General features: G+C 50.9%; 15 protein-coding genes. 8 read left to right on the forward strand and 7 right to left on the reverse strand.

What is annotated here, in order from left to right; genetic code table 11:
• Nucleotides 1-39 precede the first annotated feature (39 nt).
• Entirely contained in the window at nucleotides 40-2412 is a 2373-nt protein-coding gene (locus ACMGEE_RS09205; RefSeq protein WP_436829937.1) for a TonB-dependent receptor domain-containing protein, read from the reverse strand.
• Between the two features lie 245 nt (nucleotides 2413-2657).
• Between ACMGEE_RS09205 and ACMGEE_RS09210 the strand changes: the two genes are divergently transcribed.
• Entirely contained in the window at nucleotides 2658-2933 is a 276-nt protein-coding gene (locus tag ACMGEE_RS09210) for an Rdx family protein (RefSeq protein ID WP_253458390.1), read from the forward strand.
• 205 nt (nucleotides 2934-3138) lie between these two features.
• Entirely contained in the window at nucleotides 3139-4356 is a 1218-nt protein-coding gene (locus ACMGEE_RS09215) for an MFS transporter (protein ID WP_253458388.1), read from the forward strand.
• A 111-nt stretch (nucleotides 4357-4467) separates the two neighbouring features.
• Here ACMGEE_RS09215 and ACMGEE_RS09220 read toward each other — a convergent pair whose 3' ends face one another.
• From ACMGEE_RS09220 to ACMGEE_RS09230, 3 genes are all read right to left on the reverse strand, one after another.
• Nucleotides 4468-4707 carry a hypothetical protein gene (locus tag ACMGEE_RS09220; protein ID WP_436829938.1) on the reverse strand — a complete coding sequence of 80 codons (240 nt, stop codon included), beginning with the start codon at nucleotides 4705-4707 and terminating at the stop codon, nucleotides 4468-4470.
• 156 nt (nucleotides 4708-4863) lie between these two features.
• A complete protein-coding gene (locus tag ACMGEE_RS09225) occupies nucleotides 4864-5178 on the reverse strand; it encodes a DUF6678 family protein (RefSeq protein ID WP_436829939.1) in 315 nt (104 codons plus the stop codon).
• 299 nt (nucleotides 5179-5477) lie between these two features.
• Nucleotides 5478-7271 (reverse strand): GmrSD restriction endonuclease domain-containing protein, encoded by a 1794-nt coding sequence (locus ACMGEE_RS09230; RefSeq protein ID WP_436829940.1) that lies wholly within the window; start codon nucleotides 7269-7271, stop codon nucleotides 5478-5480.
• A 520-nt stretch (nucleotides 7272-7791) separates the two neighbouring features.
• On the opposite strand from ACMGEE_RS09230, the gene ACMGEE_RS09235 reads away from it, so the two are divergent.
• Both ACMGEE_RS09235 and ACMGEE_RS09240 read left to right on the forward strand, forming a co-directional pair.
• On the forward strand, nucleotides 7792-8040 hold the full coding sequence (locus tag ACMGEE_RS09235; protein WP_436829941.1) for a hypothetical protein: 249 nt from the start codon (nucleotides 7792-7794) through the stop codon (nucleotides 8038-8040).
• A 74-nt stretch (nucleotides 8041-8114) separates the two neighbouring features.
• A complete protein-coding gene (locus ACMGEE_RS09240) occupies nucleotides 8115-8348 on the forward strand; it encodes an ATP-binding cassette domain-containing protein (RefSeq protein ID WP_436829942.1) in 234 nt (77 codons plus the stop codon).
• An 87-nt stretch (nucleotides 8349-8435) separates the two neighbouring features.
• Here ACMGEE_RS09240 and ACMGEE_RS09245 read toward each other — a convergent pair whose 3' ends face one another.
• Nucleotides 8436-9479, reverse strand: a complete 1044-nt coding sequence (locus ACMGEE_RS09245; protein ID WP_253458375.1) for an NAD-dependent epimerase/dehydratase family protein — start codon at nucleotides 9477-9479, stop codon at nucleotides 8436-8438.
• 609 nt (nucleotides 9480-10088) lie between these two features.
• Here ACMGEE_RS09245 and ACMGEE_RS09250 point away from each other — a divergent pair.
• Complete coding sequence (locus ACMGEE_RS09250) at nucleotides 10089-10670, forward strand: DUF4142 domain-containing protein (protein WP_253458373.1); 582 nt, start codon at nucleotides 10089-10091, stop codon at nucleotides 10668-10670.
• Between the two features lie 430 nt (nucleotides 10671-11100).
• Here ACMGEE_RS09250 and ACMGEE_RS09255 read toward each other — a convergent pair whose 3' ends face one another.
• Nucleotides 11101-11466: a phage holin family protein gene (locus ACMGEE_RS09255; protein ID WP_369896246.1), complete on the reverse strand. Its 366-nt coding sequence runs from the start codon at nucleotides 11464-11466 to the stop codon at nucleotides 11101-11103.
• 1060 nt (nucleotides 11467-12526) lie between these two features.
• Here ACMGEE_RS09255 and ACMGEE_RS09260 point away from each other — a divergent pair.
• The 3 genes from ACMGEE_RS09260 (at nucleotide 12527) to ACMGEE_RS09270 (ending at nucleotide 13963) form a co-directional block, all read left to right on the forward strand.
• Nucleotides 12527-12889, forward strand: a complete 363-nt coding sequence (locus tag ACMGEE_RS09260) for a tlde1 domain-containing protein (RefSeq protein WP_436829943.1) — start codon at nucleotides 12527-12529, stop codon at nucleotides 12887-12889.
• The gene (locus tag ACMGEE_RS09265; protein WP_253458367.1) at nucleotides 12886-13323 is read left to right on the forward strand and encodes a Shiga toxin A subunit; all 438 of its coding nucleotides are present in this window, start codon (nucleotides 12886-12888) and stop codon (nucleotides 13321-13323) included. The genes ACMGEE_RS09260 and ACMGEE_RS09265 overlap by 4 nt, the downstream gene beginning before the upstream one ends.
• 451 nt (nucleotides 13324-13774) lie before the next feature.
• Nucleotides 13775-13963, forward strand: a complete 189-nt coding sequence (locus ACMGEE_RS09270) for a YjfB family protein (RefSeq protein ID WP_253458365.1) — start codon at nucleotides 13775-13777, stop codon at nucleotides 13961-13963.
• A gap of 116 nt (nucleotides 13964-14079) precedes the next feature.
• Here ACMGEE_RS09270 and ACMGEE_RS09275 read toward each other — a convergent pair whose 3' ends face one another.
• Nucleotides 14080-15255 (reverse strand): MFS transporter, encoded by a 1176-nt coding sequence (locus ACMGEE_RS09275; protein ID WP_125287261.1) that lies wholly within the window; start codon nucleotides 15253-15255, stop codon nucleotides 14080-14082.
• Nucleotides 15256-15314 lie beyond the last annotated feature (59 nt).

A 15314-nucleotide genomic window follows, 5' to 3' on the forward strand; every position in this document is an offset into this window, starting at 1 on the left:
TCTCCATTAAGCCCCGCGCGCGGGGCAAAGTTAAGGCGGTCAGAAATCCACATTGACGCCCAGCTGGAAGGTGCGGCCCGGCATCACCGCCAGCGCTTTATCAAAGGCATCCTGTCGCGTGCTTTCCGTCAGGTTGCGGCTGCTCAGGTAATCCCAATATTTACGATCGGTCAGGTTATAGATACCGCCGCTGACGCGCACGTTTTTCGCCGCCTGCCACCAGGCGGTCATATCCACCATGCCGTAACCCGGCACGCGGCTGTATTCCTCGTCCGACCCGGCCAGCGCCGCGCCGCTGTTGCTGTAGCTTTCGCGATTGGTTTCGGTCGCCCGCTTGCCCTTAACAAAGGTCGCCGTTACCGCAGCGCCGTAGACTTTTGCCGGATCGTCCCAGGCTACGCCCACTATCGCTTTGACCGGCGCCACGCTGTCTAAATCGACATAGCTGTCGCCAGCGTAGCTGGATTTTGATTTGCCTTCGCTGTAACCCAGCGCAAAGGTGGCGCTCAGGCCGTTAACCTCGCTAAACCAGCTGCCGACATCAAGCCTGGTGCTAAGCTGGCCGCCCCAGATAAAAGCTTTATCACGGTTTTCTGCCTGATAGATAGTGTAAATATTCGACGGCACCCGGCTGAACTTCGCCGGACTGCCGGCGCGCGTGTAGCGGGTATAGGCAATAAAGTTGTCGTAGGTGTTGTAGAACATGGCGGCATTCAGCGATACGCCTTTCGCCGCCTCGCCTTTCAGCCCCCACTCCAGGTTATTGCTGGTTTCCGTTTTTAACGCGCTGTTGCCGATCAGCGCGTACTGCGCGGATCCCGCATAGCTGGAGCCGAGGTTCCAGGAGCCGTACAGCTGGCTGGCGTTGGGGAACTGCGCGCCGCGCTTGTAGAGCACATACGTCATCAGATCCGGCGTCAGATCGTAGTTCAGGCTCAGCGATGGCAGCACCTGCGTATCGCTATTTTTCTGCCCGTAAAGCTTTTGCAGATCCGCTTCGGTAATAGCCGTGCTGCCGGTGGCCAGGCTGCTCAGGTTTTGCGGCCTGATGCTTTGGTAAGCGATACGCACGCCCGGCACCGCGCTGAAGTCGTGACCGTTCAGATCGAAGTGGATTTTATCCTGAAGGTAACCGCCCGCCAGATAGCCGCGGCTGTCGGCCTGCGGCTGCATGATGACGCTGTACTGGCTGGGCGCAGGCGTCTGGCGGAACGGCCGCTGCGTGTCGGTGACGGTCGCGTTCAGGCCGCCGCTCAGCTCGTGGCGTCCCAGGGTTTTTATCAGCCGGGTTTCCACGCCCCGGATATCCACATTGTAATCGGAATAAACCCGCTCCATCGCCGTCGCGCTGGCAGGCATCAGGGTATTGTCGTGCGCCTGCGTCTGCTGGTAATAAAGTCGGGAGGTCAGGCTGTCGAGCAAATCGCTGGTCGGCGTCCACTCATCCTTCAGGCTGATGCCCCAGCGGCGGGTATTGCTTTGCTGCTGCGCGGTTCCCCAGATGGTGTTGCCGCTGCTGTCCCACGAGTCGTAATGGGTGTGGTTGGTTTTGTCATAATAATCGACGGTGCCGGTCAGCTTGTGCTCGTCGTTGGGCTGCCAGATGCCGGAAGCCAGCAGCGCGTTTGAATGCCAGTTGGCCGGATAAGCCGCCAGCGTATCGCTGTTATTGCGCGTTTGCTGGCCGTCGCGACGGCTGTAAACGAACACGCCGCGCAGCGTGGCATCACCTGCCGCAGCGGTTATGCCGTTGTGCCAGCTGCGGTTGGCGGAGTCGTAGTCGGACTGATAGCCGAAATAAGTCGATTTATAGGGCGACAGGTAGTCATCTGCCGATTTCGGCAGGAAGGAGACCGCGCCGCCAATGGCGTTGTTGGCTTTTTCCGTAGAGGTCGCGCCGGATTCTATCTCTACCAGACCGTAGAGATAAGGATCGATATAATCGCGGCCAATGCCGAAGGTGTTCAGACCCGCGCGGCTGGCGTAGCTGCGCCCGGCCGCTTCCGGCTGCGGAATGCCGTCCACCTCCAGCCCCACGCGGTTGCTTTCCAGGCCGCGAATGTTGTAGCCGGTATAGCCGCCGCGATCGAAACCGCTTTTGCCCGCGCCCGATCCACCGCTGGCACCGGTCGCGCCGATCAACGGTTCATAACGCATTACCGAGCCGAAGTCGTTAGCCCCTTTTTTTTGCATTTCCGCTGCGGTGAGGGTGGTCTGGCTGCCCGCCTCTTTTACCTGTCGGGGCGCGGTGACCACCATCTGTGGTTCGCTGTGCGTGTCGGCAACGGTCAGCTGCTCATTTGCGGCACGCGCGTCCGCCGCCTGCGCACCTGATGATAAACCGGCCGCCGCCAGTGCCGTAAACAGCACGGATCGATGGAAAATTCCCTGAGAACACTGATTCTTGTACATGCTGGTAAGCCTTTTTCTTTATTAGTATCGACTCACATCACTGCCAAAAGCGGTACTGACGCCCGCCGCGCCTGGTTATAGTCGATCCCTGACCTCAATAAATGCGAATGATAATCATATTGATTTATGTTATCAACAATCTCCATAAAGAATTCACAATCCGGGAAAAGGCAAGCAGTCGCGGGCTTGACAGCGCCTCTCACCGACCAGAAGATGGTGCTCCCCTTTTTTGCCGGACTACGCTAATGACAACGCCTGCCATCACTATTCACTACTGCTCCCAATGCAACTGGCTGCTGCGCGCGGGCTGGATGGCGCAGGAGCTGCTGCATACTTTTGGCACCGATTTAGCTTCGGTCACGCTGGTGCCGGGCACGGGCGGCATCTATCAAATTGCCGTTGACGGTCATCTGCTGTGGGATCGCAAAGTGGATGGCGGCTTTCCGGAAGTGAAAGAGCTGAAGCAGCGCGTGCGGAACTACTGTTTTCCCGAGCGGGATTTGGGTCATATAGACAGATAGCCAGCGGAATAAAGCGCCCTGCGCTAACGTTTTGACGGGCCATCCACGCGGCCCGGCTTGTTTATCCCTGCCGCTACACGGTAAACTCAGCGCCTTCCGGCGGCACGCTGCCAGCCGGCAATAATAACTACTCTTGCCTGCCCTGCCCTCATCGTCCCCGTCACGCGTTGTGCACAGGTTTTAGCCTCTCTTATTAAGACTTTTTATGACTATTGAAAACCCAACTTCTCCTGCGGCGCGCGCCGTCGGCCCGCTGCTGTTTGCCCTGGCGCTGGGCGCCTTCGCCATCGGCCTGAGCGAATTTGTGATCATGGGCCTGCTGCCGCAGGTCAGCGCAGCGATGCACGTCAGCCTGGCCGAAGGCAGCCGTTTTATCAGCTACTACGCGCTGGGCGTGGTGATCGGCGCGCCGCTGTTTTCCCTGAGCACCGCGCGCCTGAGCCGTAAACATCAGCTGATGATTTTTATCACGCTATTTTTAGGCGGCAACGTCAGCAGCATGCTGGCGGACAGCGCCCACGCGCTGGTGATTTCCCGTTTTCTCAGCGGCCTGCCGCACGGCGCTTTTCTTGGCGTGGCGGCGCTGGCGGCCGCTTCGCTGGTGGAAGAAAACCGGCGCGGTCAGGCGGTGGGCAAAGTCATGCTCGGCCTGACGCTGGCCTCATTGCTGGGGAATCCCGCGGCGACGCTGCTGGGCGAACACCTGGACTGGCGCTGGGCCTTTGCCTGCGTGTCACTGCTGTCACTGGCCGATGCGCTGCTGATTTTTAAACTTTTCCCACAGCAGCATGAGGAAGCGCAAAGCTCGCCGCTGAAAGAGATCCGCGGGCTGGCGAACAGCCGCATCTGGCTGACGCTGGGCATCGCGGCCATCGGCTTTGGCGGCATGTTTGCCGTGATCAGCTATATCACGCCGATCCTGACGCTGGCCGCGCATCTCTCTACGCTCTGGCTGCCGGTGGTGCTGTTTGCTTTTGGTCTGGGCATGGTGTTGGGCAATCTGGCTGGCGGCAAGCTGGCCGACCGCAAAATCATGCTCTCTATTTTTTGTATTCTGGCCTGGAGCGTGCTGGTGCTGACCCTGTTCCCGCTGATGGTCTCTTCCGTCAGCGGCCTGCTGCTGGGGGCTTTCCTGATCGGCACCAATCTGGCGCTGTGCGCGCCGCTACAGGTGCGTCTGATGCAGGTGGCCGGAAAAGCGCAAACGCTCGCCGCGACGCTGAATCACTCCGCCTTTAATATCGCCAACGCGCTGGGTGCGTTTCTGGGTGCCTGGGTGGTGCAGCAGGGCTATCCGATGACGCAGACCGCCAGCTATGGCGCCGTTCTGCCGCTGATGGGGATGGTGATCTTTGCTTTCGCCCTGCTGAAGGAAGTGGCCGACCGTAAAAAAAGCGCGATTGGCGCCACCGATTTGATTTAAAAGATGGCGTGATCGGGCTCCCTGAATGTTTAAGTGACGTCCGCTTTGTGGGAGCGGACGTCATGGGAAAATCAAAATACAGGGTCGCTCTGTTATGACCGTTATAATTTTTTATTCCCATCCCATTTCTTTATAGGTCCTACTATCCTGCTCAGGGAAATCAGCCTGATATTTTCCCCAGCGACGAAACGCATAATATTTTTTCATTGCTTCAAGATGAGAATCTGCCTCACATGCCCACACTAATCTGTAGCCTGGCTCCAGTAATTGACGAGCAGAATCCCCCTGTGGGCCTGCAAGGCAAAACAAATCCAGCCCTTCTTCATTTGTCCAAAGTTCATGTTTCATCATTTTGTTCTCAAACAAATTTTTCTCTTATCAATTGACCATCGAAATTTAGTGTAAATATTATATTTAATTGATTTTCCAACATTTTCTGGTGAGAACCGAATGCAAATTTCATCCTGTTATTAATAATCCCGTTGGCCGCTTATTGATGCTGCCCAACTAAAGATACCCTATATAGCTGGCCGGATCCGCGTATCCAAAAATCCTGTAGCCGGTTGAAGTTTCAATACCGGGAAGATGAATAGCGCGAAGAATAACGCCAACTTCCGCGTGCTGCTCAACTGAATTTGTCAAAATATCAAGATAGTGGATATCCGAATAGCCGCCCACGTTGAAATGGTAAAACCATTCGCCATCCACTGCGGATCCATAGTCATCGAGAGAGGTTGTTTTCCATAAAGGAGGCGATGTCATGTTCACCATTGCCAGACGGATTTCATTCCATTTTGTATCATTCATGCAGCTATAAAGCATTTAAACCTCCAGGCACCAGCTTCCTACAGATTACTATACTACGCGGTTAGCAACGCCCCTTTCTGATACTAAGCGGACAGGCGCTCTGGAACGTCCGTTTTGAGCGAGGAGCGGAAGTTCGTAAGACATCCCTTGCAGTGCAATGGTTTAGTCATCGAGTTGCAGGTAACGCAATATTGCGTAAATAAGCCCGCATCAGCGGGCTATGTTTTATTCAATAGCAATAAGTAAATTAGAAATTGATATAAACAACTTCAAAATTGTGCGGTCTGCTTAGTATGACCAAAGTCTTTCCCCCCTTATCTGAAACGCTCAAACAGTGCGACCATTCCTTCAGGGGCGATATCTTTGACCTGTGCTCCTTGCCGCTCTACCCACTTACCAGCGAAGTGCGAAGGGGTATCCTGACCTAAAATCTCGAAGACGAAGACCGTCTTATCGTAATATCGAACGCATTTAAGATGGGTGCTTATGTATGACTTAAGCGGCTCTGAAAGTGCTGAGCGTCTGACTCGTTCAGAGATATCCTGGAACATCTGATCAAGGTTCTTTCCGGCATGGTTCGCTTCGTGATCAACACCAGTTATATGAAAGCCGTTATAAGACAGAGCTTTGCTTCCAAAAATCTCTTGGACTCTTGTTGCCGTCTTGGCGTTTTCTGCAACACCGACAAGAACGTAACCCTTGTGTCCTCGGCCGATGTTAGCGATGGCAGCGCAGGTCTCCATGATTTTTTCGAAAGAGCGCTCATCAAAAGAGGGCGATAGGTTTAGAGTATAAAAACCTTGTTTAAAATCGTAGGCTGCTTGCTCAGTTATTGAATTTGTGAGTAAATTTTGAAGCTTTGTAATCCAATGGACGCTTGCCGGATCTGGATTTTTATCGTTTTCGAAAAAGCCCTGGACCCAACCAATGATTGAATCGACCATTCTACTCCGGTTGTCAGCACCCCATCTCCCTCCATCTTGGACCTGAATGTTTCTACCACAATCTTTCAGCCGCGCGATCAGGCCCGCTCTATCTGAAATCACCATGCCCTTTTTGATCATCAAGTCATGCAGGGCGAGAAAGACCACTTGGAAGTAGCGTGGTACGGGATTGCCGCCATTTCCGTTAGGGAAAATCAATCCAGAAAATGTAGTTTGAGCCTGAGTAAGAATTAGAATTATCGCGTCGTGAACTCTCTGATAATCAAAATCAACTAGTTCCCCACTTCTCTTTTTAATAGCCTGATCAACCACCTCGAATCTAGCCTTACTTGTCACTGCTTCCGGGGATATAGCACCATAATATTCATCAAGAAGTTCTGTGCGCGAGGCGACAGGTTTGTCAGAGACCATATAAGCAACTATGTCCGCTACTATTTCTTCGTCCCGGCTCTGTCGAAGTTGCTCCTTCGTCAAAATTCCGTTAACAATCCAGAAGACACTGTCGGCGCTGATACCATAATCTAGCTCCCTGTTCGTGATGCTGATTTTTTTCATCTCGCTTAAAAGCAAAAGATCAGTATTGGATGTATCACCGCGAACTCTTGCGGATATTTTCCGAACACATTCAGCAAATAAATTCGTAGCACCTGCAGCCCGTAACTCCTGTCGTGAGAGCTGACGGCCACCTGAGTTAATTCGCCGAAATACCTCTTCGACTGACTCTCTCTCTGCTGCTTCATAAATTGAAAGTGGGACAGGATAAGATGCAATTGATAGGCACTTGCTTCGATCAAGAAGCGGCATCTTCTGCACAATGACTCCGCGATCAAGTAGGTCTTTCGTCGTCGCGAATGTATTTAAATCAAAGTAAAAGCCATTAAAAGAAAAATCGTTTGTAATAAAAGACATGATGGCATTCATACGTTGCATCCCATCAATAATCTCGAGAGTGCCATCTTTTCGCCCAAGAGGTTCTGCTAACAAAATAATAGGTATTGGGAACCCCTTGATTATTGAGTCAATAAAATTTTGTTTTTCCTCAATAGTCCAAATCAACTTACGTTGATACTGTCGATTCACAACGTATTTTTTGTCTTGATAGTTGATAAAAACTCTTTCAACTTGTTCGCCACGAACTGTGAGTTCTTGCTGAAACGTTGCCATTATGTTGCTATCCTAAGTTATTTATAGATGTATACCGAATAGGCAAAAATTGCTTCACACCACCAATTGCACATCACATTAAATGAAAATTTTTACGAATGTATATCCTTCTACAATTCCCATCTGATTTTTTCAAGTCTTTCTATACGATATATGGTTTAAAAAAAGCCGTTAAACGGCATTAAATCAAAATAAAAGTAAATTAATGATTATAAATCAAAAGCTTAAGTGAAAACCCAAAGTGATAACCAAGAGTTATTATCTTATTTATTTTTTTTAATTATGAATTTATTTTTCGGGAGGCACTACTGCACTGAATTGTCGAGTAATAACCTAATGGAATTGATTTGCGCAATATGATCATGTCTATGTCCGCTTCTGGCATAAAGCAGACATGCTTGCGGGGCACATTCCGCTATGAGCGAGAAGCGGACGTTTCAAATTCGGCTATTTCCTGGCTTCTGTGGTCAGCAAAAATTACCATGCATTACCCTCTAACTGTTCCGGATACATAGATTATATGAGTAAATCACAAAGACTAATTGCCGCTGAGCGTACCACCTTTTCGCCCTACTCAAGCCTTTCTCCGGAGTCGATATCTCGTATCGCATTAAAATGCCGAAAGGATGAAGTTGCAGATGCGCATATCCTCATAAAGCAACTCAAAGCTGAGTTGGCTACAGTTCCTGATTGGGATGGAGATACACAGGATGACATCTGGAGGGCTATCGAACAGTACAGAGCAATCCTGGCGAAGGTAAGAGAATAAATGTCCCTGGAGTCCGCTTCTGGCAGAGATTAGACGCTTATCTGGCGCAGATATCAGCCGGACAGCAGTAATGCGTGGCGATGCAGCTACCGGTAAGGCGGTTTGATGACCAGACCACAGCGCTTGTTCCGGAGATAGTCGGACAGGTGCTCAACGTTATGCGCGGTCTGGCGCAGGAAGATGTCACGATAAAGTGGCGCGATATGGCTGATATTATCTGGTTGATGGATTGGGCGCAGATTCTGGAGAAAGCGATGCCTGACAACTTTTTCAGACACCTCAGCATTTCTGTAAGCATCGTTTCCTGAGCGATTATCAGGGCATTAACTCAGCCGTTGCAAAGCCAGCCGCAAGAGTAGATCGGCAGCCTGCCAGATGGCGGGCTGCCTTGCATATCAGGGAATAAGTTTACTGCTGCGCATGGCTTCCAGATGCTCGATCAACACGTCATCGGAGCGCCTGATCATGGCGTCAAATCCTTCCCGGCGCGCTTTGGTGACGTCAAATATGGCATCTTTCTGCACATGGAAGATGAAATCACCAAATCCGCCCAGCGCCAGCTTATCGATATTCTTCTCCTTCAGCTGCGCCTTATCGGCGATGGATGACCAGAGAGGCTTAAGCCCGCTGAGACGTTCGCTAAGCGAGACAGGCTGCGCCTCGCCGACCGGCACACCGAACCAGTCAGCCAGTTTTGGCCAGACATGACACCAGCGAAACACGTCGCCATTGGTGATATTGAACGCGCCGAATTTGGCGTTTTCGGCAGCCCAGATAGCGCTTTGCCCCAGAATGCGGCTGTCGGTGATATTCACCAGCGTATTGCGATAAGCGTCATCCGGGCCGGGGAAATGCAGAGCGGTTCCCGTTTCGCGGCAAATCGTCCCGTACACGCCGATCAGATTTCCCAGGTTCATGGGCGATCCGAATGAGTGGCCGATAACAATATCCGGGCGCAGCGCAGTCCAGCCGATACCTTCCTCGCCAATCTTCTTCGCATAGTCTTCATGCCGGAAATAGAGGTTAGGCGGAAAATGCCGGCTGTCCTCTTCCCGTGCCGGGGTGCGGTAAACGCCCAGATGAGCGCCATAAACCTTGCCGCCCTGAATAAAGATAATATGCTGCAACGCATTGCCTGACGAGCGCACTGCGCCGATCAGGTTTTCAAACATCAGCGCATTAATATCCGCTTCCACGCCCGGATTAGGATCCTGGCGCAACGCCGCGTAAAAGATATGCGTCACCGTTTCAAACGCTTCGCGGTGTTGTTTAAGATCCTCTGAAGAGGTCAGGTCGGCGCTGATATGAGGAGAAGAATGAGGGCTGTGCGGCGAACGCCCAAGAGTCGTGATTTGCCAGCCCGCTTTATGGAAGGAATCATGAGCGGCAAAGCCAACTACGCCGCTTGCACCGACCAGCAATACGTGCTTGTTATTCATACAGTTCTCCGCTTGGTTTCAGATAACAAAATGTAGCTGCGTTTTTCGGGCGCAGCAGGCCCGGGCAGAAAATTGAGCGGATCGTCTTTTCCTCGTCCCGGACGCATCATTCAGGCCAAAAGCCGACAGCTTTTCTGCAAAAAATCGGGCGATACAGCTCTTCTCTTCCGAAAAACGACCCTGATTTTTATCAAAAATTTATTATGCTCTCGGCCTCTGGCCCTGCCGGTACCCGGCAGCAGCATACAAAGGGTTTACCGCTGCCGGAAAACGGCGCCGTGCCCGAACGCTGTTATTAAAAAGTGATCTATATAACAGAATGAGTCAAACAATGATGAACAGGCGCAGGGCCACAGAAACGTTTCTCTCTGTACACGTTTACAGCACAGAATTTTCCGGCCTGCCGCCTACGCCCCTATCAACTTCTGGCGCGTGACACAGGTGCCATTCCCGCTTTTTTGCCTCCATCATTTGCTGCCGTTCTCGTTGCAGACCCTGACTCGCCCCGATGATCCACTATACTGACCATTGCTGGTGTAATTTACCTACGAATCTGAGCACGGTTAGTTCCCAAATACCCACCCTACCCACGACCATCAGGAGAACAACATGCAAAAGAGTAAAACCCTGAAAATGCTGCTGGCCGTATCGGCAGCGGCCGCTATGTTCAACACTGTCGGCGTGCAGGCCCAGACGCCAACGAGCGCCGCGCAGAATGTCGCCGCGGGCCAGGCAGGATCGAGCGCCAAACTCAGTGCCGGCGACGAAAAAGCGGTGAAAGACATGGCGCAGGCCAATATCAATGAAATCGCCGCTGCCAAGCTCGCGCTGAGCAAGGCCCAAAGCAGCGATGTCAAAGCATTCGCTCAGCAGATGGTCGAAGATCACGGCGCCGCCTTGACCAAAGTACAGGCCGTCGCCCAGCAAAAAGGCGTGACGCTGCCGACTGAGCCGGACGCCAGCCACAAGGCCATAGCCGCTAAACTGGAAAAGCAGAGCGGCAACGCATTTGACAAGATGTATATGGAAAACGCCGGCACTAAAGACCACAAGATGGTGCTGGCGAAGCTGAAAAGTGACGCCATGCAGATTAAGGATGCGGATGTGAAGGCCCTGGCCGACGCGCATACGCCGGTCGTTGAGCAGCACCTGAAGTCCGCCCAACAGATGTCGATGTCGGCAGGTAAGTAAACAGGTTGTTCAGTGGGCGACTGTCCTTCGACCAGGCACGGGCCTTGTTCAACATATCGCTGAAAGGCACGGAGGCGTCATTGTTGGTGGTGCCGCAGAACGGGCGGCATCTTTACTCTAAGCGTGCCGTTCAATGCTCGCACCTGCGTGGTCGCAAACAGACGTTCACTGCATGTGTTAATACCAGACAGCTGTTCGACAGGATATACGGAATCATGGCGAAGGAACGCTTCTGGCTCCCAACGGACATCACTAAAATATGCGCTCAGGACAGCAATTCTTATCCTGGCGCAGCTTCCCCCGACTAGCCTGGAAGCAGTAAATACAGCCGGGATCGGCTCATATTACTGCCTGTCACCATAACCCCGTATAAGCGGTTACAAAAGGCGCCCTCTTTTATCACAAAACCGCCCTGGACGTAGAGCTGCTTTCAGGCAAGCGTGTGGTTTTTCATATTTGACGCTACCAACGTATTTTGCGCCCGGCCTTTCATGGGCAAAATATGCAAAAGCCGCTGTAAATCTATTGAGTATTTATATTTACTGCGTCGCCATTTCCTTAGGTTCACGACTGTGGCCTGCCATGCCGACACCTTGTAATGCCCGAAAAGCCAAAGCAGCGCAAAATTGCCATAAAAAAGGATTAGCCCGGTGACGACAAAACAGATCGCGTCCGCAAGTGCTCCGAATGTGATTGAATAATCTACTGACGTTATAAAACCTGCCAGCGCGGAAGTAATGAGCCCCCAGCCAGCGACTGATCCGGAGGTTGCACCGGTGCTTAACTGTTCTGTCATATAAAAACCTTAAATAAAAAAGGCCCACCGAAGTAAGCCTGCAATATATACGTGGAAAGCTTTCCTTTTATAAAAAAATAGCCATTCTAACAAGCATTAAAAAGGCCGCACCTGGCGGCCATATAATATAATATTTAAAGTGAAATTTTTTATATAAATTACGTTTATTTCTTAATCAAGATCGAAAAAATAAAATGAATAAATTTAACCACACCAATATAGCAAATCATCATTATACTGAAGCGTGATATTTCTTCAGGGAATGCATACCAATTAGTAAACATTACCTTTGCACCACTCAATAGCGATGATGCCAGAAGCACCCCAAAAAAAATAGCGAGGCAGTAAATCAATTTCTCTTTCACTTTAAGCGTCCTTAAAAGGAACAAGAGTCGCCAGAACAATTTGAATTGTTTGAACCGGAACCACCGCCTCCGCCGTTGCCGCTATTCTTGAAACATCCACCAGAGATAACGCCACCAGCCAGCCCTACGGCTATACCAGCCAAACCGCCCAATGATCCGGCTATCATTCCTCCAATTATCAACCTAAATATATGCCCCACCATTTGCTTCTTGATAAGGCATAAACAGGTTTACTCTTTTGTCAGGGATTCGTCAATCTATGTAACCATTTGCCTAAAACTACAATAAAAAACAATATATACAGGCAGTTATATATTTAATAAAAATAAATTAAGAACTTTTTGGAGCGGCAATTAAATAAAAAACAAAAAAGGTTGAACACCATCACAAATTAAAAGAGTAATATTAAAAGTGGGCTGAAGCATCACAGTGATAATTGTATGCCGCGTTTGCCACAGGGCTAACAGCAAAAAACCCCGCCGTGGCGAGGTTTGCAATTCATAAGTGGCGTATGCACAGAAATCCTACTTTGGAGAGATACTATGCCAATTTCGGACAAAATCAATCCCTCTTTTGATTATTGTTATAAGATCCTTCAATTTCCTTTATCTGCTATGGAAACCAGTAAATGAATTCTGTTTAAAATGCATGTTGCAGGAGTAAATCAACAGTTGGTGTAAACAAGGAGAGTAACAATGGCATGGGTTTATGAAGTGATGACTAAATCTTTTTACCTGAATGGTAAGTTCCAGTTTAAGGCTATGTACGCTGGTGCGCGGGGGTATAAAGATGATGTAGCATTTGAATGCGTTAAATTTAAAGGCCCTCTGCCTCGAGGAAAATACCATATTGGGCGAATGCAAGCCACGCATCCAAAAACGGGGAAACATGTCATACGTTTAACTCCTCATCCAGGGAATAGCATGTGTGACCGGGATGGTTTCCTTATTCATGGTGATAATGGTAAAGGGACAGCATCTAACGGTTGTATTGTTACCAGGTTATATGACAGGAAAAAGATTGCTGAAAGTCATGATCAGGAGTTAATTGTGAAATGATAAAAAACTCCGCTCTTTTTACCTTTATTATCTGTGCTAATGCATCTGCGGGCGTAACACCTGAATCATGCCTTGATATTAACAGAAGCGTCGGGGTAAGTATGACCGATGCTCTTGTTGCAGATTTAGATATCAAAGAAAGTGACATTTTAGTTGATAAAACAAAGTTGTCACTCCTGAGTACTAACAATGTAACGCCTGAGCTTGCTGAAACTCTGGCAAGAAAGAACTATAGTACAGAATCAACACATTTTTTTTCGCTCGATAAAGGAAAACAAATGTTTATGGAAAGTAATGCTAAAAATATAATTGTAAAGTATGATTATATTAACCACAAAAATAAACACATTGTCACTTTAGCTTCGCTATTAATTAATGATGACGAGTGCTCTGTCAATTTTAATGGTTATATTATTGTCAAGCGCGAGTTTTGATTATTGCCCCTGTGTATTGGCGCAGGGGCTTTTTACCATTAACGCGTCACATTTCTGAACTGTGTGTCAGCATAGCTTTCTTTGATCTCACATTTCGCCACCAGCTTTTCAAAAAAGGCTTTCCGTTGCGTGGCCAGGACGATTGGTTCAGCTCTGATACCAGCATTTGAGCACCCGGCGGTTGGGGCCGCCGAACGGCAATACGCCTCAAACGCCAGCTTCGACAGCACGACCAGGCATTTACCCAGCTGGCTGCCTGCGGCTTAACAACCAGCAAAACCTCACCATGCAACGCTTTCAGGCCGCTATAAACAAGACGCGCCCGCACCACGCCGCCATGCCTGCTCCGCCAGGGTATCGCTAAAGATTTGCGCTCAAATGCCGATAGCTTTTTCAGGCTTCTGAAAGCCTTTTTTACCCTTTGGGCAGTCATATTAATCAGGAGAGCAAGATGGATGTATCACAAATTGCATCACTGGCTACCGGCCTTGATAACATGGAACTCGGTAACAAAGTAAGCACGCTCGTACTAAAGAAAGCCCTGGATAATCAGCAGTCTGTGGCGGCCGGGATCATTGATTCCATCCCTCAGTTACCTGCCAACCCCGCAGTCGGTCGCAACATCAATACCACCGCCTGATTAGCGGCAACAATCCTGAGCACGACGTAAAAAAATCCGGAAACAGGACGTTTCCGGATTTCTGCACCACTACAGCATCATTAACCGATCGGCATCAGCTACCGCACCAGCTTGTTTTATACGCTGTCCTGCACGGGTGCTTTCACGCGCAGCGCCATAAAGATGGTCATGGTCGCCAGCAATAACAGCAGCGCGCTACCCATAAACACGCCTTTAGCGCCGGTAACGTTAAAGATCATACCGCCGGCCGCTGCGCCGATAGTGATAGCCAGCTGAATAGCCGCCACCAGCAGACCGCCGCCGCTTTCCGCCTCTTCCGGCATGGTGCGGGTGATCCACGTTGACCAGGCAACCGGCACGGCGCCAAACGCCATGCCCCACAGCGCGACCAGCAGCGCGTCCATCACCGGCGCGGAACCTAATCCCACCAGCGCCACGCCCATCAGCCCCATCGCCAGCGGCATGCCGATCAGCGTCAGATGCAGATTACGCTCCAGCAGCAGGCCCGCCAGCAGCGTACCGGCGAAGTTCGCCACGCCAAAGCCCAGCAGAATAGCGGAAAGCCCGTTGACGTCCACGCCGGTTACGCTCTCCAGGAAAGGTCGCAGATAGGTAAAGAAGGCGAAATGGCCGGAGAAAACCAGAATAATCGCCAGCAGCGCGGTCTGCATGCCCGGACGCTTAATCAACGACAGGATCGAGCTGTTTTTAGCCAGCGGATTAGGCGGCATTTTTGGCAATGCCGCCAGCTGCCAGCCCAGCGCCAGCACGCCGATGGCCGCCGCAGCGACAAACACGTTACGCCAGCCGATCAGATGACCGAAATAGCTGCCCATCGGCGCCGCAACGATGGTAGCAACCGACACGCCGCTAAAAACAATGGAGAGCGCGCGCGGGATCATCGCTTCCGGCACCAGCCGCATAGCGGTTGCCGCCGCCAGCGTCCAGAAGCCGCCGATGGCAATACCTAAAATCACTCGTCCCGCCAGAATAAAGGTCAGGTTCGGCGCGAAGGCGACCAGCAGGTTAGAAACGATCAGCATTACGGAAAACAGCAACATCACGCCACGGCGATCCAGCTTGCTGGTCAGGGAAGCGCTGAAGAAACTGGTTACCAACGCGAAAATGGCCGTCACGGTCACCGCCTGGCCGGTCATGCCTTCCGTCACGCCCAGGCTGGCCGCCATCGGCGTTAACAGGCTGGCGGGCAGGAACTCGGCGGTTACCAGGCCAAATACGCCCAGCGCCATAGAGAACACGGCTCCCCACTGAGGCTTTATTGGTGTTGTCATAGAAAATCTCTTTAATCGTTCGATGGCAGCAAGATTAAAGCGCTGGTGTCGGATGGTCT

Origin of the sequence: Erwinia artemisiae (assembly GCF_051400835.1) — a bacterium.
Lineage (GTDB): Bacteria > Pseudomonadota > Gammaproteobacteria > Enterobacterales > Enterobacteriaceae > Erwinia > Erwinia aeris.

What these genes read in the sequence shown, in the direction of transcription:
- ACMGEE_RS09275 (WP_125287261.1), bottom strand. Translation starts at nt 15,255, where the DNA reads ATGACAACACCAATAAAGCCTCAGTGGGGAGCCGTGTTCTCTATGGCG.
- ACMGEE_RS09265 (WP_253458367.1), top strand. Translation starts at nt 12,886, where the DNA reads ATGATAAAAAACTCCGCTCTTTTTACCTTTATTATCTGTGCTAATGCA.
- ACMGEE_RS09255 (WP_369896246.1), bottom strand. Translation starts at nt 11,466, where the DNA reads ATGACAGAACAGTTAAGCACCGGTGCAACCTCCGGATCAGTCGCTGGC.
- ACMGEE_RS09205 (WP_436829937.1), bottom strand. Translation starts at nt 2,412, where the DNA reads ATGTACAAGAATCAGTGTTCTCAGGGAATTTTCCATCGATCCGTGCTG.
- ACMGEE_RS09260 (WP_436829943.1), top strand. Translation starts at nt 12,527, where the DNA reads ATGGCATGGGTTTATGAAGTGATGACTAAATCTTTTTACCTGAATGGT.
- ACMGEE_RS09215 (WP_253458388.1), top strand. Translation starts at nt 3,139, where the DNA reads ATGACTATTGAAAACCCAACTTCTCCTGCGGCGCGCGCCGTCGGCCCG.
- ACMGEE_RS09245 (WP_253458375.1), bottom strand. Translation starts at nt 9,479, where the DNA reads ATGAATAACAAGCACGTATTGCTGGTCGGTGCAAGCGGCGTAGTTGGC.
- ACMGEE_RS09235 (WP_436829941.1), top strand. Translation starts at nt 7,792, where the DNA reads ATGAGTAAATCACAAAGACTAATTGCCGCTGAGCGTACCACCTTTTCG.
- ACMGEE_RS09210 (WP_253458390.1), top strand. Translation starts at nt 2,658, where the DNA reads ATGACAACGCCTGCCATCACTATTCACTACTGCTCCCAATGCAACTGG.
- ACMGEE_RS09225 (WP_436829939.1), bottom strand. Translation starts at nt 5,178, where the DNA reads ATGCTTTATAGCTGCATGAATGATACAAAATGGAATGAAATCCGTCTG.
- ACMGEE_RS09220 (WP_436829938.1), bottom strand. Translation starts at nt 4,707, where the DNA reads ATGATGAAACATGAACTTTGGACAAATGAAGAAGGGCTGGATTTGTTT.
- ACMGEE_RS09270 (WP_253458365.1), top strand. Translation starts at nt 13,775, where the DNA reads ATGGATGTATCACAAATTGCATCACTGGCTACCGGCCTTGATAACATG.
- ACMGEE_RS09250 (WP_253458373.1), top strand. Translation starts at nt 10,089, where the DNA reads ATGCAAAAGAGTAAAACCCTGAAAATGCTGCTGGCCGTATCGGCAGCG.
- ACMGEE_RS09230 (WP_436829940.1), bottom strand. Translation starts at nt 7,271, where the DNA reads ATGGCAACGTTTCAGCAAGAACTCACAGTTCGTGGCGAACAAGTTGAA.